Here is a 22981-nt window from a genome sequence, read left to right on the forward strand (position 1 = left end):
GAACTGGAAAGCCGCCGCCAACCAATTTGCGATCCAGTTCGGGTCGCGATTTTTTTGATTGAGCGCATGCGCTCAATCAAAAAAACAACCCAGACCAAAACATAACCAAACTCCCGAAAACACAAACTTTCGGACACGCCCCTGCAATACGCCGTTGCGCTTTCGCAGCGCGGTGTTGCCGTCTCGCAACACGCCGTTGTGCTTTCGCAGCGCGACGTTGCCGTCTCGCAACACGCCGTTGGGCTTTCGCAGTGCGGCGTTGCCGTCTCGCATCACGCCGTTGCACCTTCGCAGCGCGGTGTTGCCGTCTCGCAACACGCCGTTGCACCTTCGCAGCGCGGCGTTGCCGTCTCGCAACACGGCGTTGCGTGTTGGCAGCGGCGTTCTGTCAAAGCGAAAAACGGACCTGCACGTCAGGGGGCTCGACGGACTGAGCCTGCGCTTGGTTCCAAGGAACGGTTTCATGTACCCTCCAACAAGTCTGCACTCCATCTCCAGAAGGGCGGAGTTCGATACGCGACAGCGACAAGGGCATCTGTAGCTCTCGTCGCCCTCACTCCGCCTTCAGCAGCGGCCACAGCGGCGTCTGCTGTTGCAGGAAGGTCACCGCCTGCTCGTCGTCGGAGGTGATCACCGCGCAGAAGAACTCCAGGTGCCGTGGCGTGAGCTTCTGCGCCATCAGGCAGAAGTCATTGTAGAACACGTTGTCCGCATGGCGCAGCCACAGGATCACCCGCAGGTCGTTGCCCGGCACCTCGCCCGTCTGCGCGTCCGCCTGATGAAACACATAGACGCCGATGGGCACCCGCCGCCGGGCACAGAAGACCCGGATGGCCTGCCGCAGCTTCATCGGCACCTTGGCCTCCGGCACGGGGTAGAGCATCACCAGCGCCTTTTCTTCGCTGCTGGGTATCGCTCGCTGCCCGGTGAATTCCCCCGCCACCAACGATGCCACTGCCGGCGGTTCCAGCCGGATCGTGCCGCCGCCTGCCGCCATCACCCGCACTGTCGTGTGCTTGTCATTGAGGAATCCCATCAGCACATCCGCCGGCATCGCGCAGATCATCGGTTTCGGGCCTCCGGCCTTGCGGACGTTGCGCATCTCATAGTCGGCAGCGGCCTGGCTGGTAAACACCGCAGCGAAGGGTCCGTCCGCATCGCCATAGGTACACCAGACAAAGCCCTGGTCCGTCGTGCGCGTGTGCTCCCCCACCAGCTCCGGGTGGTAGGGCACGTAGATGAAGAGTTCCGACTTCATCAGCAGCCGGAACATCCGTCCCTGGAGCGACGGATCTTCCGCCGCCTGCTTGATCAGACGTTCCAGCTCATTCTGCGGCTCCGGCTCGGGCCGCCAGTCTTCGGTGGGTGAGTGGCTCATGGGTATGTGGGCTTGGGTTGAAGGAACAGGCCAGCAGAGGTGTGATTTTGTGAGCTACCCCAGACTGAGCGGGCAGAGATAGCTCAGTATGCCTGGGGTGTCGAAGCCTGGGGTGTCGAGGGCTTGTACAGCGTGATTCTGTCAAAGCGCAGGACGGCGTCGCGATTGTCGTCGTGCAGTGGCGTTTTGCCAAAGCACGATGCGGTTTTGCCATGGCATGAGGGGCATTTAGTCATCCGACAGAGCCTCTGCAAAGCTCCGATAACGGGTGAAGGGGCGTGAACACTCTTTTCCCCACATTTCCTGAAACGGGCAAGCTGCATAGCCACGAAGCGAATGCTCGCTGCCCCGTTCCCATCTTCCCAGTCTTGAATGACAACACTGCGAGTGTTTGAAGGCATGAGAGGTGGAGGTCTTGCTCCTCACGGCTGAAGAGAGAATAATCATGCTTCAATCAGGCCTTTGCTTGCGCGCTTTTCAGAGCATGCAGATCGTACCGGATGGCACGACGTTTTACCCGCACCTCACCTCCATTGGATGAATTCTTGATGAAGCTTCCACCTTGGGTGTGTCTTACGCTGGGCGCGGTCAGCTATGGCGTGCTGGAGCGGCTGCAACGCACCCAGATCGACACCAAGAGTGAGCCGCTCTTTTCATTCGCGACCAGCCTGTATGCACCGATGGCGCTGGGGTTCTTTGTCTTCTTTGCCGCCCTCAGTGCAGTCCATCGTTCCCGCCGCTCCAAGCTCGTGGATCAACAAACGGGACTGGATTCGCTGCGCCACACGCCCTGGAAGGATTTTGAGGTATTGGTGGCGGAAGCCTTCCGCAGGCAAGGATACACCGCAGACTATTCTCTCGACACAGGACCGGACGGCGGCGTGGACATCCTCTTGAAGAAAGCCGGGTGCACAGCGCTGGTGCAATGCAAGCGGTGGAAGGAGTGGTCGGTAGGAGTATCTGTGGTGCGTGAGATGTTTGGCATTCTGCATGATCGCAAGGCAGACGAGGTGATCATCGTCACCACAGGTCATTTTACCGCCGATGCAGAGGCATTTGCCAAAGGGAAACCCGTCAAGTTGATCGATGGAAGCCTTTTGTGGGAAATGGTGCGGCAAGTTCAAGGTGAGTGCAAAGCTGCCTCGGTGCCGCCGTCCAATGTCCAGGCTGATTCCCGCTTAACCGATACACCCGAGTGCCCGAAGTGCGGAGGAGAGATGTTATACAAAGAGGCGAAACAAGGGGCCACTGCTGGAAGCTTCTTCTGGAGCTGCTCACGCTTTCCGCAATGCCGGGGCAATCGCTCCATTGTTCCCGAGGAGAAACCAACTGTCGTCGCATGAGCCGTCCCAACTACATCTTTGTCGATTTCGAAAGCGTGCAGGAGATTGACCTTGATCTCATCGCAGGCAAACCTGTGAAGGTGTTTCTGTTTCTCGGGAAGCAGCAGAACCGTGTGCCGAAAGACCTGATGACGCAAGTTCATCGCCACCATGCCCAAGTGGAGCTGATCGAGGTGGATTGTGCCGGCAAGAATGCCCTCGATTTCATTCTAGCCCACCATACCGGCAGGCAGGCTGTAGCTGATCCGCAGGGTTACTTCCACATCCTCTCGCGGGACAAAGGCTTCGATGCTCTGATCACCCACCTCACCAGTCAGAAGGTCCTGGCTGCACGCGCCGAAGTTTTTGCCCAAATACCGGTTCTACTGGATCTGCGAACGCTGCCTCTGAACGAGCGCATGGAGCGTGTGAAGGTTCAACTTGGGAAGATGAGGAGCCCAGAGAAGGACGGACGTCCCAAAAAGGTGAAATCTCTTTGTTCGATGATTCACTCGGCCTTCAACAAACTGCTGACAGACGATGACGTGAAGGATGTGTTGAACGGACTGAAGAAGAAGCAGTGGATCGGAATATCCAGCGACGAAAAGGTTGCCTACCAATTTTGAAGTGATCCGTGTCCGCACTGTGTCCGATTATGGACCGCGGCCTGTTGAGGATGAATCACAGGAGCGGAGAATGCTTGCCAAGCATTCGGAAATCTCTTTTTCTCTGCCGCGTGAGCTACCGCTTCTGGTTTTATTTTTGCAAAACAGCGCCGCCAACGATGATCCTTGGCTGGATCGGGGTTTTCATGCTGGCTGATGAGCCGGGCGATGGTGTGATGGCTCATCTGGCGACGATCTGGCTAGGCGTGTTCGTGGTGCTGGCGGTGACGTGTCTTTGGATGGGCATTCGGATTCAGCGCCGGCGGTTGAGGCTGCGCTGTCCGTTCTGTGCGCGGCCGGGACTCGCCGATCTGGAGCGTGCGGAAGGGCTGACGATGGATTGTCCGGCCTGTGGCGACATCCGTGGACAGGGAGCGCTGGGATGGACGATCCGGCGCGAGGGCGATCCTGCCTCCTATGGTCCACCGCCCAGCGTGCCAGAGCGGAAAATGCAGTTTCGTTCGCCGTGGTTCTGGCTGCTGTTTGGCCTCTCGGTGGTGTCGGCGGTGTGTGGCGCGGTGATTCACGAATTCGGTTTCATGACCGTGTTCGCGCCGCTGTGGAGCTTCCTCGTGGCCAGCCATCTGGTGCAGACGGTGCAGACGGGCTGTCTGAACGACAACACGGGTCCGGCCTTCCGCGACCGGCAGCCGGTGAGGTTCTGGCGGGGCACGGTGATCTGGTGCTTGGGCTACTGCCTGGCGGTTTACATTCCGATTGGATATGCGCTGCAGGAGCGGGATGAGGCGAAGGCGAAGCCAGCGCCAACATCGAGCGCGAAACATTGAGCTGGCAGTCCGCGCCGACGCAAGGATACGGGCCTGAATGCGTATTTTGGAGATGTCTGATCTCTCCGCGCTTTCCCGTCGTGAACTGCTGACCCGCATGGGCGGCGGTTTGGGGGCGCTTGGGCTGGCTGCGACGGTGCAAGCAGGGCCGAGGTCGCACTTCCTGCCGAAGGCGAAGCGGGTGATTCATCTGTTCATGAACGGAGGGCCGTTCGGGCCGGATTTTTTCGATCCGAAGCCGGGCTTGGTGAAATACGCGGGCCAGAAGCCGACCGGGGCCGACCTGCGCACGGAACGGCCGACGGGCGGGCTGCTGGCGTCACCGTATGGCTATGCGAAGCATGGGCAGAGCGGGCTGGAGATCAGCGAGTTGCTGCCCAATCTGGCGCGGCATGCGGATGACCTGTGCGTGCTGCGTTCCTGCCACACGGACAATCCGAATCATGGCCCGGCGTTACTGTTGATGAACAACGGCACGATGACGGAGCGCGTGCCGAGCATGGGTTCGTGGCTGAGCTACGGCTTGGGCAATGAGAACGCGAACCTGCCGTCGTTTGTGGTGCTATGTCCGGGCAAGCCGGTGCGGTTTTCGATTCTGTGGAGCAGCGCGTTTCTGCCAGCGCAGCATCAGGGCGTGTACATCAATCACTCGAACCTCGATCCGAAGCAGATGATTCCGTGGCTGACAAACGAGCGCTTCTCACCGACTGAGCAGCGGAAGCAGCTTGATCTGATGCAGGCGCTGAATGCGGAGCATCTGGTGGCACGTGGCGGAGCCGATGTGGCACTCAATGGACGCATTCAGGCGATGGAGACGGCCTTCCGCATGCAGTCGGCGGCGACGGATGCCTTTGATGTGAACTTGGAACCAGCGAAGGTGCGCGAGATGTATGGCACGAGCCACTTTTCCAATGGCTGCCTGATGGCGCGACGGCTGGTGGAGCGCGGCGTGCGGTTTGTGCAGCTTTACTATGGCAACGGTCAGCCGTGGGATTCGCACTCGAATCATGATGCGACGACACGGAAGCTCGCGGCGGACATCGACCGGCCCATCGCGGCGCTGATCGGCGATCTGAAGCAGCGCGGCATGCTGGACGACACGCTCATTGTGTGGGGCGGCGAATTTGGCCGCACGCCGGTGAGTGAGAACGGCAACGGTCGCGATCACAATCCGCACGGCTTCTGCATGTTCTTCGCGGGCGGCGGTGCGCAGGGTGGCACGGCGTATGGGCAGAGCGATGAGTTTGGCTTCAAGGCGGCGGTGGACAAGATGCACATTCACGACATCCACGCGACGATCCTGCATCTGCTGGGCATGGATCACGAGAAGCTGACGTATCGTTACGCCGGACGTGATTACCGGCTGACCGACGTGCATGGGCGTGTGCCCAAGGCGATCGTGGGGTGAGTTTTACGCCCTTGTCTTGCTCCAGAACGATTTCTTGTTCGGGAGGGCGCGGCGAACCTCGACGGGAGGATTTGTCTTGGCCGTGGTGGTGGACGGTGCTGGTGGCGCGGACTTGGATTTCTTGGTCTCTTTTTCCGGCTGGGGCTGCGGAGCTGGAGGAGTATCCTGCTGCGCAGGTCCGTAGATTTCGCGTGTCTTCTGGTGCAGCATCTCGGCCTCGGCGGCACGCTGCATGGCATCACGAATGCTGGAGGGGACGGCGCTTTCGGTCAGAGGTGGGAGCAAGAAGTTTGGACCCTGTGCCCAAGTGCCGAGCGCGGGCAGCAGGGAGGTGACTTCGGTCTGGTTGCTCACCTTGTGCAAGCCGATGACACGCAGGGAGCTGCCAAACAGGTAAAAGATGGTGCTGTCGTCGAGACCTTCCACCATGCTGCCGCCGCGTTGCAGGATGGGGCTGCCGCGCAGGATGATTTCGTCCTCGGTGATGAACACCTCCTGGCAGAGCGCCTTGGCGGGCTCGCTGAAATTCATCTCGACGAAGACCTTGCCGCGCGCCCGCGCCCTGCGCGGCTTGCCGTCGGCCGAGTATTTGAAGACTTCGATCGAATCGGCGGCGATTTTGAGATAGGGGGGGAACTCAAGCTGCTGCGTGGAGATGCTCTTGGCCTCGGTGAAGCTCATGCTGAGCAGGAAGCTCAAGTCTGTGGGGGATTTCACCAGCACGGCGTCCTGTCTGCCGGTTTCGGCCGAGTTTGCGGCGGTGGTGGTCTTGTTCAGGCTGGCGCAGCCGATGAAGAACAGCGTGGCACCTGCCAGCAAAGCGGCGGTGATGCCCGGTTGGAGCCGTGGGTGGGTGGTCATCAGCATGGCTTAGATACACCAAACCTGGTTTTGCTCATCTTGAATTTTTCGAGAACGTAAAATTAAGCGGCGACTGGCCGCGGCTGGCGGCGCTCATAGGTCACCATCGCCATTCCAAGGGCATTCTCGGCGTCAGGGGGAAACGTCTGGCGGAACACGACCTGCCATTGATCCGGTGCAATGTCCGGGAAAGGCACTCCGTGGCCCAGAATGGACTCCACCTCGGTCAGGAGAAGCCGGTCTGCCCATGGCATGGCGGCTGCGAAAGGCCCGCTGCCGCCCACGACCATCAGTTCGCGTGCGCCAGCCTGGCCCGCGATGAGCAACGCTTCCTCGACGCTGCCGACCCGCTCGCCAATGGGAGGTCTGAAACCGTTGTCACGTGTCAAAACCAAGGGGTGGTGATCTCGGAACCAGCCGAGCATTTCCTCATAGGTGCGGCGTCCGATGAGCAACCACTGGCCGCGAGTAGCCCGGCGGAAGTGCTCCTTGTCACGCGGAAGCTGCCACGGCACGCCCGTGCCGGTGGAAATGAAACCATCTGCGGAAACAATCGCGATGAGCGTCAACTCAGGCCGTGCACTCACTCAATAAATGGCGGATTCACCCTCGCGCAGCAGGCGCACGCGATGTTCCATCTGACGTTCGAGGGCGGCTTTGACGAGGCGCTCGGCGGGTTCGTGGATGGGTTCGCCGCCGAGCGGGAAGGTTTCGTGATGCATCGGCACCATCGAATTCGCGCCCAGCATCTCGAAGGCGTCCAGCGCCTCCTCAGGATTCATGTGCACCGGTCGGCCGCTGGGAGCGTCATAGGCACCGATGGGCATGAGGGCGAGATCGATGTCGGCACGTTTGCCGATCTCCTGAAAGCCGTCGAACATGGCGCTGTCACCACAGTGGTAGAGGCAGCGGTCGGGCGATTTGATCAAAAAGCCGCCGAACTGCCGGTGTGTGTCGTGGATCATGCGCGCGCCCCAGTGGCGGGCGGGGGTGAGGGTGATGCGCAGATCCCGGAAGGTGGCGCTTTGCCAGGTCTTCAATTCCACAATGCGACCGAACCCGCAGTTCTTCACGAGCTGGCCGACCCCCTCAGGGACGATGATCGGCTGTGCGGCGGCCAGTTTGCGCAGGCTCGGCAGATGCAGATGGTCGTAGTGCGCATGCGTCACCAGCACGAGGTCGATGGGGGGGAGATCATGCGCCCAGACGCTGGGATGCCGCAGCCTCTTCACCGGGCCGTGCCACAGCGCCCAGTTGGGGTCGATGGCGATGTTGATGCCGCCCACCTGGGCAAAGAAACCCGCATGGCCGAGCCATGTCACCGCGATCTCATCCTGAGTCGCGATCGGCAGAAGTCCGAAGTCCTGGCCCGGTTTGCGGGGGGAGAGCAGCGAGGGAATGAGCACCTCATTGAGGAACTGCATGTTGCGCTTCCGCCAGCCCTCGGTGGGCAGCAGGCCGATGCGATTACCCTCCGTTTTGGTTCTGCCCAAGAGAGTGCGCTTCTTGGCCGGGCTGGAAATTCCAGCCCCGCCGGATGAGGAAGCGGGATCGAAGAGCATGAGTGGCTGCTTAACTCTTGTGAAGTTTAGAGATCAATACGTTCAAACTCAAGGCTTAAGTACGCTGGAACGGAAAACCCAGTTTGGTGAAACTGGCGGGAGATTATGTCGGCTTGGCGGTGCCCAAAGCCGTCACCCACTTGCCCTTGGTGACCACCTTCTGGACGATGAAACCGGCACGTTTTCCGGCGGCCAGGCAGTCCTGGGCCTGGGACTTCAGAATGCCGGAGAGCATCAGGATGCCGCCGGGGGCAACGGCCTGGAGGAGCTGCGGGAAGGCGGCCTCCAGCACGTCATGGAAGATGTTCGCGGCCACGATGTCCCAGGTCTGCTTTGGCTGCCACTTGAGCACATCGATCTGGGAGAAGCGCACCTTGGGCGTGCCGTTGCGCGTGGCGTTCTCCTTGGCGATGCGCACGGCAGCAGGATCGTAATCGCAGCCCCAGACCCGGCTCGCACCCAGTTTCGCCGCAGCGATTGCCAGGATGCCGCTGCCGCAGCCGAGATCGGCCATGCTCCATTTCCGGCCTGCGTCCTGAAGTGGTTTGGCGGCATCGACCAGCAGCCGCAGCACGGTGGCCGTGGTGGCATGGTGGCCGGTGCCAAAGGCCATGTCAGCCGGCACGGCGATGATGTCACGATTGGGGAAGGTCTTTCGTGCCTTCGCGATCTCAGCATGTGTCCGGGCGGTGCAGATGACGAAGGTCTCGCGCACTTTCACTGGTGGCGGTGCCTGGGCAGACATGGCCGCCCAGTTCTGCTTTTTCAAATGACGCACGCTGCCGCCAAACTGCTTCTGGATGGCGTTCGCACGCTTCTGCGTCATGCAATAGACCTCCACGCGGATCGTTTTGCGGCCAGGGATGCTGGTGATGACGAGCGTGGCGTCGGTCATTCCCGCGAAGCGTTCTTCCCAGGCGTCTGCCCAGCGTGAGGCGGAAAGTTTGGACCAGACAAACATGAAGGCTTGGGGACGGACGCCATCTCTCTGGGAGAGATGGAGCGGGTGACGCGATTCGAACGCGCGACATTCTCCTTGGCAAGGAGATGCTCTACCACTGAGCTACACCCGCGAAACTTGCGGCCCGGATATTGGCTCAAGCTGCTTTCCGTGCAAGTGCAAAGTTGAGACTGTTGAGAATGATTGGGTTCAAGGCATCATGCGCGCGTGAACCTTCCCTCATTCATCTGGCTCAATGGTCGCATCATCAGCACCGCCGAAGCGCGCATCTCACCCTTCGATCACGGCTTTCTTGTTGGCGATGGCGTGTTCGAGACGCTTGTCGCTCGCAATGGCAAGCCGTTCACCCTCACGCGGCACTGGCGGCGTCTCGTCGCCTCCTGCGAGTCGATGGGTATCACGCCGCCTGTTTTCGAGACTTATTTGAAGGCAATTCACGACGTGATGAACGCAAACCATCTGACTGACGCCCGTGTCCGCGTCACGCTGACCAGCGGTGATGGCCCGCTCGGCTCGGATCGTGGCGACTCGGCCTCCACAATGACCGCGGCCGCCACCGTGCTCAAACCATGGCCACCCACCGAGACCGTGATCACCGTGCCATGGCCGCGTAACGAGCGTGGCGCCCTCACCGGCATCAAATCGACTTCGTATGCCGAAAACGTCCGCGCCCTGGCCTTGGCGCATGCCCAAGGGGCTGGTGAGGCCTTGTTTGCCAACACTCGCGACGAACTTTGCGAAGGCACCGGCACCAACATCTTCATTGTTGCCAATGGCCGCGTGCAAACACCGCCGCTCAGCTCCGGCTGCCTCGCCGGTGTCACACGTGCTCTCACCATCGAGGCATGTCAGGCTGCGGGCATCGCCGTCGAAGAAACAGCCCTGCCCATCACCATCCTGCAAACCTGTGACGAAGCCTTTCTGTCTTCCAGCACCCGCGATGTGCATCCGTTGGCGCGAATCAATGAGCGCGAGATGCCTGGCGGCGCTGGTGCTGTCACCCAGCGCGTGGCGCAGGCGTTTCGGGATTACGTCGCGGGGCGTGATGATCCGTAAACCTCGCCGAGCTCCCGCAGCAGTTTTTCCAGCTTGGTGTAATAGGCTTCCTCACCCAACTGCCCGCGTTGCTCCTTGAGCTTCTTCAAATCGACTTCGAGAGCGTCGCGTTTCGTTCGTTGCTCGTCGGTGAGCTGCTTCTCCTCTTCGCTGAGCACGAGGACGAGTTGCGCGGCGCGTTCGCCGTCGAGCTTGGCGTCAGCAGGCGGTGCTTCGAGCACTTCACGGCGCGTGGCGACCCCGTCGCCGTTGTCTTCGATCAGCGCGTGTTCGGTGGCGAGACGTCCCTCGTTCTCGTAGAACGTTGCCACCGCCTTGCTGGCATGGCGGAAGGCTTCCAGCAGCGAAACCTGCTTGTCCTGATCGAGGTCAGCATCATCCAACCCGCCGATGGCTTCGGCGAAATGCTCGCCAAAGCGGGCATAGAAAACTTCATCCGGGCCTTTCGTCGCCGTGATGATGATGCGGCCTTTTCCGGCCAGCGGACGCACAAATCCGCCGCTGGATGACGCGCAGTGAATGACGGCGATCTCCTGCTTCAGCGGCGCGAGCCAGCCTGCGAGCTGCTTCGCGTCAAAATCCGGCCCCTCGGCGTTAAACTTCGCCTCGCGGCCATCAAACGTGCCGTGGCCGATCAGCACCAGCCATAGCGCGCGGTCTGGTTTGGCTCGTGCGAGGCGCTCTTGTAGCTCCGCAGTCGTTTTTTCCCCTTTGAACACTTCCGGCGCGAAGCCCGCCTTGGAACAGGCGGCCGCCCAGGCTTCCACCTGAGATGAGAACTTTCTTCCATACTCCTCCGCGCCATCCGCGCCGCGCACGATGATGACGTCAAGGTTTCGCGCTTGAAGAGTGCAGGTGAAGAGAATGAAAAGCCAAAGTCTCATGCCATGCCTCCTTTCCTGCGCAGGATCCATTCGCCAAGCAGCAGCAGCAGAATCGCGATAAAAATCCAGGGTGTGTGCCACAGCGGGGTCGATAGCGTCACTTCGACCGGCACGCGGATGTTTTTCAGCATGTCCGACAGCTTCGCGATGTCATCCAGCTCGATCATCTTCCCACCCGTCTCACTGGCGATGCGTTGCATCAAATCGCGATTCGGTTCCAAGCGGCCAAATTCCTCCGCCATCGGGTCATAAGTCCAGCCGACGGCCTTCGAGCCGAGCGGCGTGCGTTTTTCCGCGTCTTCGACTGTCGCTGCGGCGCGATAGTTGCCCGGTTTGGCGGCGAAGAACTCGGTTTCAAACAAGCCCGCCTCTTTAAGGCTCGGTTCGACGAAGAGCTGCGACTTCGTGCCATCGGGCTGCGTGACCTCGATCTTCACGAGGGCATCGCTGTTCGCTTTGAAGGCACGATCACGCACCCGCACGGCCAGTTTCACGCGTTCGTGGTCGGCGGCGTCGGTCTCAGCGGCGAAGGTGATCGAATCGCTCACATCGACGACGAGCCAGCGCATGAGCTGACGCCACAGGCGGTCCATGTCCTTGTGTGAATCTTCATTGTTCAGGCCCCAGCGCCACAGATCGCCGATGAGCATGCTGCCCACGCGTCCTTCGCCAAAGCGCTGCACTGCGATGGCTGGATACGAGTTCTGCGCGTCGGAAACCGTGGCCAGGATGCTCGCGCCGGGCTTGATGGAGAAGGCGGGATTCACGGAATGAAACGCCGCCATCGAGGCGAGGCGCTTCTCATCCTCCTCGCGGTCGGTGCGCAGGCGCATCCACGACTCCAGCCAGCCCTCACGCGTGAGATTGAACCGCGCATCACCGATGGCGGGTCCGCTCGTTGCTTGATCGAGATAAACCGGCAGCATGCGGCCGATGGGCGTGTTGTCGTAACCCCCGGCGCGGAAGCACTCCTGGCCGCCGAGCATGAGCAAGGCACCGCCGCGCTCGCTCACGAAGCGCTCGATGAGGTTCATCTGCTCCTGCGTGAAAAACTGCGCCTCGATGTCGTCGAGAATGATGGCGCGAAATTCGGCAAACAAATCCTCCGCTGCTTTCGGAAAGCCGTCGGTGAGCTCTTTCGCATCCTTCGTGCCGAGGCGGATGATCACCGGCTGGTCGTAGCGCTGCGCTTCCTCGCCATCTTTGGCTCCAAAGCCGCGAAACAGCGGATTCACGCTCTCCCCGGCCTTGCCACGCCATTCAAACTTCGGTTCGCGTTTGGCGATGCGCACCAGCGCGGGCATCTGGATGTCATCATCACCTGCGATGGCGCGGCGCAGGAATTTGTACTCCCAGTTCGGCCTGCCCGAGACGTAAAGCACACGATACGGCCCCGCGCCGCGATCTGCGGCCAGCAGGCGTGTGTTGTTCGTCAGCGTGGCCTCTTTCGTGCCTTCGCTCTTGAGTTCGAGCCGCTGAAACGACACGCCGGGTTTCGCCACCGGCAATCGCAGCCGCAGTGTTTGCGGTGTGTTTCCGCTCAAAGTCACTTTCTCCGTTGCCATCGGTTTTCCCTGCTCATCCAGCGCGCTGAGCGTGCCTTTGCCGCTGCCACTTACGCGTGCGGTGATTGTGATAGGCGCATCTTCAAAGGGGCTCGTCGCCACGCTGGCATCCACGATGCTCAAATCGGGCTGCGGGGCTTTCTCTCCTGCCAGCACGGTGAAAACGGGCGCGCCTTTGGCGTCTGTTTTCCATGCGGCGGCATCGGTGGCGTTGCCGTCGCTCACCACAATCACCGCCGCGAGGTTCGAGCCGCCGGTGCGCAGCGTCATCAGTGTGCGGCAGAAATCCGAGCGTGTGCCGTCGAACTTCAATCCGCGAAAATGCGGCACGCTCTTCGTTTGCGGGCCACTGGTCATCAGCCGCAGCCGAAAATCTTCGCCCAGCGCCTTGATCCATGCCGCATCATCAGCGCCGCTGGCCAAAGCCGCCTGCACCTGGGCCGCGCGGGTTTCTCCACCCGCAGACTCCGCCAGATCGAGTGAGGCGCTGGCATCCACGAGCACGACGATCTCGTTTTCACCCTTCTTCGGCTGCGTGCGTGTCCACAGCGGATCGAGCAGGCACAGCGCCAGCAGCGCGAGAGCCGCCAGCTTGCACAACGTCGCGGCAAGGCGGCGCCATCCGCGCAACGGCGACCTGCGGTAACCCACCCACAGCAGCGCGAGAACAACAACGACCACCACGGCGGCGAGCCAGGAGATGTCGGTGTTTTGCCAGAGTATGCGGGGCATGAGCAGCCAGATAACGCGACGAACAGGTGAATGCTACAAGGGTATTTCAACCTGCTGGATGCACGAATGTCATCGGCTTGTCACGAATCATGCGGCGCAACTCGTGATTCCACAGCAGATCCAAGCCACGCCAGGCTTCGTCTTGATCAAGTGGTGAGAAAAACTCGTCCAGCGTTTCTTCCCGCTCAGCTCGTTCAAGTTCGGCAAAATGTACGGCGATTCCAGGAAGCAGCATCTGTAGAAAACGGGCGCGAGGACAGTCGCGAAGCGCTTCAAAGGCTTGAATCGTTTCTTGGAGCATTTGTTCAGAGCGCGCGGGCTCATCTGCTTCTTCCAGAATGATGGCACCTTGCAGTCCTTGGTCATCGAAACGTAGCGTGAAGCGCATGGCAAGCACCGCATGCCGCAGTGCTGGCTGGAGCAGGTCCATGGCGGCGAATTCCTTGTCATGCCAGCATTCGCCGGCCTGTGCGGAGGCAAGCCGCATGTAAAAATCCCACAGCGGCGCATACCACGGCTTCGTAGGGCCGAGTTCCTCGACATCCATGCGTGTGAACACTGCGGCAGAGTCCGGCGCGGAATCGACTGACGCATCCGACTCGGATTCGATGCTTAAAATTGGCGGCAGTGACCTTGGAAGGCATTTCACACGCAGCAGCCTATCCATTTCTGCCGGGCGGTGGGAAATGTCATCGAGAGCCATCTCGAAATACTCGCGTGGATTGTTTTTGAGGTGCGCGGAGGCGGTCTTGGCATCTATGCCGGTGAGCGCGCAGTAGAGGGCCAGCGAGTAAGAATGCTCACTTTCGCTGAGATAACCCTGGCGCGACCACTTCCAGCCTGACATCTGGTGATCACCCCACTGCTGGAAATCGAAGACAGCATTGCAGGCGAAGATTCCGAAGCCCATGAAGCCGCAGGCCGTGTCCGTATGCAGTTCGTGATCCTGCCAGCCGCCAGGCGGATGACTGCGTGCTGCCATCTTCAGCAGGTAGTGGCACAATTCGTGGGCCAGTGTGGCGACCAGCGCACTGGGTTTGTCGAGTTGTGCGTTCGAGTAGCCGATGGTCACACCCTCCTCGGTCTTGATGTAGAGCCCAGCAGGTCCGTTGGAACTCCACTCGCCGTCGAGACTATGCCGCCGTGCCACATTCTGTTCGCTGCCATCGGGAAACTGCCCCAGACGGCAAGGCCAGTCAGACATGCCCATCAGTGTTTTTACCATTTCGAAGGTCTTTTCGGCAAACGCATGATCCCGCGTCGGCTGGATCGACGCAAAGTCACGCGGCAGGGCTAGCCGGGTTCCTCTTATCGCTGAGAGCCCGCCGAAGTTTTCCAGCAACCAGTGCCAAGTGTTAAAATGTCGCCGAACCGCTTCGTCGTCGAAATGCATGGTGGATTGTTGGCTTGCACTGCTTGTTTCGCAAGTCTTCCAACATTAGCGCCGCAGCTCTTATCACCCCTCGACAACTATGCCTTTCTAAAGGGTTTCGAAGACTGCCCGGCTTGTCCGTCAATCGTGTTTTGTTTGCCAAAAGTGGCGTGGAAGCGCTTGTCGGATCGTGCATTCTCGATTTCATCTGCACACTTTCACCGTTCGCCGCAGCCATGCCACTTTCCGATCCATACGCCTTCCAGCTCGCCGGTTTCAGCGAGGGTGATGTCGAGGAAATCCTCGCCGATCTTGACTACCTGCACCGCAACTGCCCGTGGACGCACCGGCGTGATCAAATCGAGCGCATGATCGTCGAATCACCGGTGATCCTGCTCGATTTCCTGCGCAGTGTGAAGCCGGAGGTGGTGAGCAACGCGATGATTCCGCGCCGGGTGAAGGAAGCGGTGCTGCGGCCGAAGGCTGCTGTTTGAGTTGTTGCGCCAGCGCCGACTTCCGCCACATTCGGCCTCCCCCAAGCCCGGCCGTTGTGCGCCGGTCGGCGTAATTCTTTTCTCATGTTCAACTGGATCATCAAAAAAATCATCGGTACCAAGAACCAGCGCACCGTGCGCAAGCTCATGCCCGCCGTGGCCGAGATCAACCGGCACGAGGAGCAACTGCAACAGGAGCCTGAGGACGCGCTGCGCGAGCGCACACAGAAGTGGCAGGCCCAGTTCCGCGCTTTCCACACTCCGCCGTTCCTCGGCGGCGTCAGCCTGCGCATCGCGGACGAAGCCGCTGTGGATGCCTGCCTGGAGCAGGTGGAGCAGTACTTCGCCGCGCTGAAGCAGCATTTCCAGGCCCTGGAAGACGACTACATCGCCCAGGGCCGCTGGCGCACAGCGGCCTTGGATGAAAAGAAGACGCGCATCGACCGCGCACGCGAGGCATGGAACGCGATCCAGCCGGACTTCGCCGCCATCGAGCAGAAGATGCTCAATGACATCCTGCCCGAAGCCTACGCCGTGGTGAAAAACGCCGCCCGCCGCATGTGTGGTAGCGAGATCGTCGTCTGCGACCAGCCGCTGGGCTGGAACATGATTCACTTCGATGTGCAGCTCGTCGGCGGTGTGGCCCTGCATCGCGGCATGATCGCTGAAATGGCGACTGGGGAAGGGAAGACGCTCGTCGGCACGCTGCCGGTGTACTTGAACGCGCTCACCGGCCGCGGTGTGCATGTCATCACGGTGAATGATTACCTCGCACGACGCGACAGCGAGTGGATGGGCAGCTTGTACAAGTTCCTCGGCCTCACGGTCGGTTGCATTCAGAACGACCAGCCCAGCCACATCCGTCGCGAGCAGTATCAGGCCGACATCACTTATGGAACGAACAGCGAGTTCGGATTCGACTACCTGCGCGACAACGGCATGGCCTCCAGCAAGGAGCAGCAGGTGCAGCGCGGTCATTACTTTGCCATCGTGGATGAAGTGGACTCCGTGCTCATCGACGAGGCGCGTACGCCGTTGATCATCAGCGGCCCGGTCATGGCGGCGGAGAGCAATCATCAGTACGAGCGCTACAAGCCGCTCGTGGATCAGCTCGTGCGCCGTCAGAACACGCTGTGCAATCGTCTCATCACCGAGGCCAAGGAAGCCGCCGCCGCCGGGGTGCTGGAGCAGGCTGGTTTGAAACTTTTCCAGGTCCACATGGGCCAGCCGAAGAACCGTGCGCTTGCCCGTTGCATGGAAGAGCCGGAACTCCGTCGTGCGATGGAGAAGGCCGAGCTCTCGCTCTACGCCGACACGCAGAAGGTCGAGTTCTTCAAGCTCAAGGAGGAGCTGTACTACTTCATTGAGGAAAAGAGCCACGACGCCGATCTCACCGAGATGGGGCGCAATTTCCTCAGCCCCGATGAGCCGGACGCCTTCGTGCTGCCGGACATTGCCACCGTGTATTCCGAGATCGACGGCGACACCTCGCTTTCCGAAGAAGCCCGTCAGCGCAAGAAGACCGAGATGCAGGACCGCCTCTCTCATCAAGGTCAGCGCATTCATCAGATCAGCCAGCTTCTGCGCGCCTTCTGCCTGTATGAGAAGGATGTCGAGTACGTCGTCGAGGAGAACAAAGTCATCATCGTCGATGCGCAGACTGGCCGCAAGATGGCCGGTCGCCGCTGGAGCGATGGTTTGCATCAGGCTGTGGAAGCCAAGGAAGGCGTGCAGATCGACGCCGAGACGCAGACGCTCGCCACCATCACGATTCAGAACTACTTCCGCCTCTACATGAAGCTCGGTGGCATGACCGGTACGGCGGAAACGGACGCCGCCGAGTTCCATGACATCTACAATCTCGACGTGCTCACCATCCCGACGAATCGTCCGGTGAAGCGCAAGGATCACAACGACAGCATCTACAAGACCCGCCGCGAAAAGTTCGCCGCCGTGATCGACCTGATCCGCGAATTGAACGCCAAGGGCCAGCCGATCCTCGTCGGCACCGCCAGTGTCGAGGCCTCCGAAATGGTCTCCCGCATGCTCAAGCTGCAAAAGATCACGCACAACGTGCTCAATGCGAAGTACCACCGCCAGGAGGCTGAAATCGTCGCCCGCGCCGGTCATCGCAGTGCTGTGACGATCTCCACCAACATGGCCGGTCGTGGTACCGACATCAAACTGGGCGAAGGCGTCTCTGATCTCGGCGGTTTGTTCGTTCTGGCGACGGAACGCCATGAATCACGTCGTGTGGACCGCCAGTTGCGCGGTCGTAGTGCGCGTCAGGGCGATCCAGGCGAGAGCAAATTCTTCCTCAGCTTTGAAGACGATCTCATGCGCAACTTCGGCGCCGCTGAGCGCATGACGAAGATGATGGAGCGCTTCGGCATGAAGGAAGGCGAGGAGTTGCAGCACCCCTGGCTCAATCGTAGCGTCGAAACCGCGCAGAAGCGCGTCGAGCAGCGCAACTACGTCTGGCGCAAGCGCGTCCTCGAATACGATGACGTGATGAACCAGCAGCGCGAGGTCGTCTATGAATGGCGCAACGACGTGCTCAACAGCAACGACACCCGCATCCTCATCAATGAGGCCGTGGAGAAGGGCATCACCGAGCGTCTCAGCGTCTTCGTGCCGAAGGATGCCAAGGACGACAGCGAGGCCGATTACGACAACCTGCTCCAGTGGGTGAACACCACGTTCCCGATCGGCCTGCGCGAGTTCGACGACGCCTTCAAGGCGCTCGACTTCGACGCCAAGTCCGCGTGGTTGAAGGAGAAGATCCTCAATGCCTACGGCGTGAAGGTCGGCAACGCCAACCCGACGGCCTTGCAGGAGATCGAGAAGATGATCCTCCTCAATGCCATCGACCGCCTGTGGCAGGAGCATCTGTATGCGCTCGATGCCTTGAAGGAAGGCGTCAGCCTGCGCACCTACGGCCAGAAAGACCCGCTCATCGAGTTCAAGCAGGAGGCCTTCACGATTTTCGCGGAGCTGATGAACAACATCAACGGCGAAGTCCTCGGCAACCTCTTCCGCAGCACCCAGCAGCTTGCCGCGTTTGAGCAGTTCCTCGCCCAGATGGCCGCCCAGCAGAGCGGCGAGTCCGCAGCGCCGCAGCGCCGCCAGGAAGACGAGGAGGGAGGGGAAGAAGCTCCGCCCAATCCCGGCCGCGACGGTCCCCGCCTCATCATTCCCAGCGCCGGCTCGAACAAGCCCAAGCCCGACCACAGCAAGGTCGGCCGCAACGACCCCTGCCCCTGCGGCAGCGGCAAGAAGTTCAAGCAGTGCTGCGGGCGGATTGCGTGATGGGTCTGCCATGAAGTGGACCGGACACTCCGTGTGCGGTCATCTCCAGGCGTGGGTGAAAACCACATCCGCCAGCAGCGGTCCCGGCCGAATGGGCGGCTCTCCCATTTCTCGCGGGGGCGATACCGGACGGCGGAGCGGACACCCCGCGCCGCGCGGGGTATTCCATGGACGGCGCGGGGTCGATACCATTCGGCGCGGCAGCCATACCCTTTCGTCCGGGGAAGACCCCTTTCCTCTGACCACTGCCGTCGTCACTCCGAGGTCTGCATGTCAACGGCGATACCATGGCACCGCCGATGGTCGGAGTGCAGTGGGTGGATGGGCCAGGGTCTCATCTATTTTTTGCAGGAAGCCGCGCACATAGGCGGCGGAGAGAACCTGGCGTGTCCGCCATTGGGGCAGGGGCACATGCAACCCCTGGCCTTGGGCTGCCTGCTCCAGCATGCCTCTGGTATAAGGGAGCTCTCTGACTTTGGTGCTAATATCTTCCTCCGCCACCTGCATGGACCCAGCCTTGGCTTGGTACTCGCAATCAATGATGTAATATGCATAAGCGCATTTCCCGCCGACAATGCGCCCTTTAAGACCCCCAAGGACCGCCATTGGCGGGTCTGTCGTTGTTGAGAGGGCGATGGCATCCCAATCTGCGACCACCTGCAGCGCACCATCCTTTTCACGAAACACCTGGGTGTTCGCATACGATTGGGCTGGGTTCTTGGTCTGCGTCGTGGCGGCACATGAGCATAACAGGAGTGCGAGGAAGGCGTGGACGTATTTCATAGGGTATGAGGGTTGGCGCAATCTCGATCAGGCAGACAAGGAGCTTTCAGAGCACATATGAATGATTTTAGTGAGTGAGGGGCTTTGATGTCAAAACATTACTCGATCTAATGCCTAAATGTTCTGATCCCCGATCCCTGATCCCGGTTCCCACTCGCTTCGTCATTCCGCGCAAATCCATTCCACCTCTTGCCATCCCAACACACTTCCGCTTTCATCAGCGCAGCAACACTCCAGCACTCCATCTCTCCTGTTGCCACCCTCTCCGATGACCGCTCTCACCACTCCCACCGCCTTCATCGACCACTGGTCCAAGGCGGAGTCCAATGAGCGGGCGAACTCGCAATCCTTCCTCATCGGCCTCACGCAGCTCCTCGGCGTCCCGCCGCCCTCGCACAATCACGCGGACGGCTACAGCTTTGAGTATCCGGTGAAGGTGCCGGGCGGGCAGAGCACGAATTTCCTCGATCTCTACCGCCGTGCGCACTTCGTGCTCGAATCGAAGCAGTTCACCGCGCAGAAGCTGGAGCAGTCCGCCCTGGAAGCCGCCGCCATCGAGGCCGGGGCCATCGCGGGTGTGAAAAAGTCCGGCCCCGTGCGCGGCACCGGCTCCTGGGACGACGCCATGATCCGCGCCAAGGGCCAGGCGGAGCGCTATGTGCGCTCCCTGCCGGCCGAGGAGCCGAATCCGCCCTTCATCCTCGTCTGCGATGTGGGCCACAGCTTCGAGGTCTATGCCGACTTCACCCAGGCGGGGAAGGCCTACCTGCCGTTCCCCGACCCGCGCACCTTCCGCATCCAGCTCAAGGATCTGGAGCGCGAGGACATCCGCGAACGCCTGCGCCTCATCTGGACGAACCCCGCCGCGCTCGATCCCGCGAAGGTCAGCGCCGAGGTCACACGCGAGATCGCCGGTTATCTCGCCGAGCTGGCGAAGTCCCTCGAACAGGAAAAGCACGACCCCGAAGTCGTCGCCCAGTTCCTCACGCGCTGCCTGTTCTGCATGTTCGCCGAAGACGTGGGCCTGCTGCCCGACCACGCCTTCACCGAGCTGTTGAATTCCGTGCCGAAGGACGGCATCGGCTTCCCCGAGCTGCTCAGCACGCTGTTCCGTGAGATGAACACCGGCACCGGCAAGAGCATCTCCGTCGTGCTGCGCAAAAAGCTGCTCAAGTTCAATGGCGGCCTGTTTGCCGATGACATCGTGCTGCCCGTGAACGGCCTCCAGCTCGGCCTGCTCAAGCAGGCGGCCAGCAAGCAGTGGAAGAACGTCGAGCCCGCCATCTTCGGCACGCTGCTGGAGCGCGCCCTCGTGCCGGAGGAGCGCCACGCCCTCGGCGCGCACTTCACGCCGCGTGCGTATGTCGAGCGCCTCGTGCTGCCCACCGTCATCGAGCCGCTGCGCGAGGAATGGGAGAACGTCCGCGCCGCCGCCATCACCCATGCGCGTGCCGACGACCTCAAGAAGGCGCGCAAGGAGATCAACACCTTTCACGACAAGCTCTGCCAGGTTGCGCGTGCTCGATCCCGCCTGCGGCAGCGGCAACTTTCTCTACGTCGCCTTGCAGCATCTCAAAATCCTCGAAGGCGAGGTGCTCGATGTCGGCTCGCAGTTCGGCGAGGACATGAAGCTCGAGCTGGAGACGCACACCATCGATCCCCACCAGTTCCTCGGCATCGAACTCAACCCGCGTGCCGCCTCCATCGCCGAACTCGTGCTGTGGATCGGCTACTTGCAGTGGCACTTCCGCATCCACGGCCAGCGCACCCCGCCGGAGCCGATCCTGCGCGCCTTCAAGAACATCGAGTGCCGCGACGCCGTGCTGGCCTATGACGGCGAGCCGCAGCCCCTGCGCGATGCCGACGGCAACATCCGCACCGTCTGGGATCGCCGCAGTCTCCGCATCGATCCCGTCACGAATCGCGAACTGCCGGATGAAACCAAACGCGTGCCGCTGCTCGCGTATGCCAAACCACGTCCCGCCCTCTGGCCCGCAGCCGATTACATCGTCGGCAATCCGCCCTTCATCGGCAAAGTGAAGGTGCGTGAGGATTTGGGCGACGGCTACGCGGAAACCTTGCGTGCCGCGTATCCCGACGTGCCCGACTCCGCCGACTTCGTGCTCTACTGGTGGCACAAGGCCGCCGAACTCGTCCGCACTGGCAAAGCACAGCGCTTCGGTCTCATCACCACCAACAGCCTGCGCCAGACCTTCGCCCGCCGCGTGGTGCAGCTTCATCTCAGCGCCAAACCGCCGCTCTCCCTCGCCTTCGCCATCCCCGATCACCCGTGGGTGGACACGGCTGAAGGTGCCGCCGTGCGCATCGCCATGACCGTGGGTGTCGCGGGTGAGAGCGAAGGCGATTTGCTCGAAGTCACGGAAGAGGAACCGCACGACGATGGCTCGTCCATCGTGAAGTTTGCGCCGACGAAGCACGGCAAGATCTTTGGCGATCTAACCGTCGGTTCTAACATTTCGAATATCACTCCGCTCAAGGCAAACTATGGATTGGCAAATCCTGGTGTGCAGCTTTCAGGACAAGGCTTTGTGGTCACGCCTGAAGAACTTACAGGCTTAGCAGGCAGTACAAGGTCTGCTTTATTACGCCCCTACATCACCGGTCGCGATCTGATGCAAGAAACACGCGAGCTGTATGTGATTGATACGATTGGACTGACCGTCGAAGAGCTCCGCACAAAGTATCCAGATGCTTTTCAACGTCTCTATGATCGTGTGCGGCCAGAGAGGCTCACGAATGCTCGCGAGAAGTATCGAACCGACTGGTGGATCCATGCTGAGCCTCGGGGGCGCTTCCGTGAAGCACTCAAAGGACTTGATCGCTTTATAGTCACGTCACGAACAGCGAGGCATCGCGTGTTTCAATTCGTGAGCTCGGAGTATCTCCCTGAGAGCAAGGTGTTGGTGATGGCGTTCGACGATGGTTTCGCTCTTGGCGTGCTCTCATCACACGTCCATGTGGTGTTTGCGAACGCTGCGGGAGGATGGCTTGGTGTTGGCAACGACTCCACTTACAATCACTCCGATTGCATGGAGAAGTTTCCATTTCCGTTGTGCGGAGAAGCGGAACAGGAGCGCATCCGGGCCGTGGCGGAGGAGCTCGACGCGCACCGCAAGCGCGTGCAGGCCCAGCATCCCGGCCTGACGCTGACCGGGATGTACAACGTGCTGGAGAAGCTCAGGAGTATTGTAGTTCCGCCTTCAGGCGGTGCCTTGGAGTCCCCAGAACCGCCTCAAGGCGGGACTACAATGCCCAAGCCCGCCGCCCTGACCGACAAAGAACGCCTCATCCACGACCGTGGCCTCGTCTCTCTGCTCAAACAACTCCACGACGACCTCGACGCCGCCGTGTGCGCCGCCTACGGCTGGCCCACGACGCTGACCGACGCCGAAATCCTCAGCCGCCTCGTCACCCTCAACGCCCAACGCGCCGCCGATGAGCAACGCGGCGTCATCCACTGGCTGCGGCCGGAGTATCAGAGCCAAGGGCCAAGAGCGAAGGGCGAAGAGTCTGATGAGCTGCCGCTCAAGCAGGAGAAGGGGGCGAAGGCCAAATCTGGCTCTACGCCCTCCGCCCTAAGCTCTAAGCCCGTGCGGCAGCCCTGGCCGAAGCCGCTGGCCGAACGCATCCGCGCGACGGAACAGGCGCTGCATGCGGCGGGCCAAGCCGTCACCGCTGAAGAACTCACCCAATCCTTCTCCCGCGCCAAGGCGGCGGATTTGCAGGAGATTCTGGAGAGCTGGGTGACGCTGGGCAGAGCGCGGCAGGATGGGGAGAGGTTTGCGGTGTGATGGAGCGCGGGCCTCCGAGCCCGCAGCAC

General features: G+C 60.9%; 18 protein-coding genes, 1 tRNA gene and 1 pseudogene. 9 read left to right on the plus strand and 11 right to left on the minus strand.

What is annotated here, in order from left to right; all coding sequences use genetic code 11:
• Positions 1-72: 72 nt before the first annotated feature.
• Positions 73-465: a hypothetical protein gene (locus U1A53_RS25060; protein WP_322284628.1), complete on the minus strand. Its 393-nt coding sequence runs from the start codon at positions 463-465 to the stop codon at positions 73-75.
• An 88-nt stretch (positions 466-553) separates the two neighbouring features.
• A complete protein-coding gene (locus tag U1A53_RS25065) occupies positions 554-1378 on the minus strand; it encodes an SseB family protein (protein ID WP_322284629.1) in 825 nt (274 codons plus the stop codon).
• A 548-nt stretch (positions 1379-1926) separates the two neighbouring features.
• On the opposite strand from U1A53_RS25065, the gene U1A53_RS25070 reads away from it, so the two are divergent.
• The 4 genes from U1A53_RS25070 (at position 1927) to U1A53_RS25085 (ending at position 5561) form a co-directional block, all read left to right on the plus strand.
• Positions 1927-2721, plus strand: coding sequence for a restriction endonuclease (locus tag U1A53_RS25070; protein WP_322284630.1), 795 nt, complete (start codon positions 1927-1929; stop codon positions 2719-2721).
• Positions 2718-3326, plus strand: coding sequence for a PIN domain-containing protein (locus tag U1A53_RS25075; RefSeq protein ID WP_322284659.1), 609 nt, complete (start codon positions 2718-2720; stop codon positions 3324-3326). The genes U1A53_RS25070 and U1A53_RS25075 overlap by 4 nt, the downstream gene beginning before the upstream one ends.
• Before the next feature lie 110 nt (positions 3327-3436).
• Positions 3437-4153, plus strand: coding sequence for a hypothetical protein (locus U1A53_RS25080; protein ID WP_322284631.1), 717 nt, complete (start codon positions 3437-3439; stop codon positions 4151-4153).
• A gap of 52 nt (positions 4154-4205) precedes the next feature.
• The gene (locus tag U1A53_RS25085) at positions 4206-5561 is read left to right on the plus strand and encodes a DUF1501 domain-containing protein (RefSeq protein ID WP_322284632.1); all 1356 of its coding nucleotides are present in this window, start codon (positions 4206-4208) and stop codon (positions 5559-5561) included.
• A gap of 3 nt (positions 5562-5564) precedes the next feature.
• Here U1A53_RS25085 and U1A53_RS25090 read toward each other — a convergent pair whose 3' ends face one another.
• The 5 genes from U1A53_RS25090 to U1A53_RS25110 form a co-directional block, all read right to left on the minus strand.
• A complete protein-coding gene (locus U1A53_RS25090) occupies positions 5565-6422 on the minus strand; it encodes a hypothetical protein (protein WP_322284633.1) in 858 nt (285 codons plus the stop codon).
• Positions 6423-6484: 62 nt separating this feature from the next.
• Complete coding sequence (locus tag U1A53_RS25095) at positions 6485-7009, minus strand: dihydrofolate reductase (protein WP_322284634.1); 525 nt, start codon at positions 7007-7009, stop codon at positions 6485-6487.
• Positions 7010-7984, minus strand: a complete 975-nt coding sequence (locus tag U1A53_RS25100) for an MBL fold metallo-hydrolase (RefSeq protein ID WP_322284635.1) — start codon at positions 7982-7984, stop codon at positions 7010-7012.
• Between the two features lie 103 nt (positions 7985-8087).
• Entirely contained in the window at positions 8088-8945 is an 858-nt protein-coding gene (locus U1A53_RS25105; protein WP_322284636.1) for a 50S ribosomal protein L11 methyltransferase, read from the minus strand.
• A 37-nt stretch (positions 8946-8982) separates the two neighbouring features.
• Positions 8983-9057, minus strand: a tRNA-Gly gene (locus tag U1A53_RS25110).
• Between the two features lie 95 nt (positions 9058-9152).
• Between U1A53_RS25110 and U1A53_RS25115 the strand changes: the two genes are divergently transcribed.
• A complete protein-coding gene (locus U1A53_RS25115; RefSeq protein WP_322284638.1) occupies positions 9153-10001 on the plus strand; it encodes an aminotransferase class IV in 849 nt (282 codons plus the stop codon).
• On the opposite strand, the gene U1A53_RS25120 is transcribed toward U1A53_RS25115, so the two are convergent.
• From U1A53_RS25120 to U1A53_RS25130, 3 genes are read right to left on the minus strand one after another with little or no spacing between them, the layout of a single operon-like run.
• Complete coding sequence (locus tag U1A53_RS25120) at positions 9974-10885, minus strand: hypothetical protein (RefSeq protein ID WP_322284639.1); 912 nt, start codon at positions 10883-10885, stop codon at positions 9974-9976. The genes U1A53_RS25115 and U1A53_RS25120 overlap by 28 nt on opposite strands.
• Positions 10882-13182, minus strand: a complete 2301-nt coding sequence (locus U1A53_RS25125; RefSeq protein ID WP_322284640.1) for a hypothetical protein — start codon at positions 13180-13182, stop codon at positions 10882-10884. The genes U1A53_RS25120 and U1A53_RS25125 overlap by 4 nt, the downstream gene beginning before the upstream one ends.
• Positions 13183-13228: 46 nt before the next feature.
• Positions 13229-14575: a hypothetical protein gene (locus U1A53_RS25130; RefSeq protein ID WP_322284641.1), complete on the minus strand. Its 1347-nt coding sequence runs from the start codon at positions 14573-14575 to the stop codon at positions 13229-13231.
• Between the two features lie 215 nt (positions 14576-14790).
• On the opposite strand from U1A53_RS25130, the gene U1A53_RS25135 reads away from it, so the two are divergent.
• Positions 14791-15048 carry a hypothetical protein gene (locus U1A53_RS25135; RefSeq protein ID WP_322284642.1) on the plus strand — a complete coding sequence of 86 codons (258 nt, stop codon included), beginning with the start codon at positions 14791-14793 and terminating at the stop codon, positions 15046-15048.
• Between the two features lie 84 nt (positions 15049-15132).
• Positions 15133-18357 carry a preprotein translocase subunit SecA gene (gene secA / locus U1A53_RS25140; RefSeq protein ID WP_322284643.1) on the plus strand — a complete coding sequence of 1075 codons (3225 nt, stop codon included), beginning with the start codon at positions 15133-15135 and terminating at the stop codon, positions 18355-18357.
• Between the two features lie 273 nt (positions 18358-18630).
• Here the strand turns inward: secA and U1A53_RS25145 are convergent, their stop codons facing one another.
• Positions 18631-19140, minus strand: coding sequence for a hypothetical protein (locus U1A53_RS25145; protein WP_322284644.1), 510 nt, complete (start codon positions 19138-19140; stop codon positions 18631-18633).
• 268 nt (positions 19141-19408) lie between these two features.
• Here U1A53_RS25145 and U1A53_RS25150 point away from each other — a divergent pair.
• Together U1A53_RS25150 and U1A53_RS25155 are read left to right on the plus strand one after the other, a co-directional pair.
• A pseudogene (locus tag U1A53_RS25150) lies at positions 19409-20272 on the plus strand (type IIL restriction-modification enzyme MmeI); the annotation flags it as partial.
• 385 nt (positions 20273-20657) lie between these two features.
• Positions 20658-22952, plus strand: a complete 2295-nt coding sequence (locus U1A53_RS25155; protein WP_322284645.1) for a DNA methyltransferase — start codon at positions 20658-20660, stop codon at positions 22950-22952.
• The last annotated feature ends 29 nt before the right edge of the window (positions 22953-22981 follow it).

The organism is Prosthecobacter sp., assembly GCF_034366625.1.
In the GTDB taxonomy this organism is placed as follows: Bacteria; Verrucomicrobiota; Verrucomicrobiia; order Verrucomicrobiales; family Verrucomicrobiaceae; genus Prosthecobacter.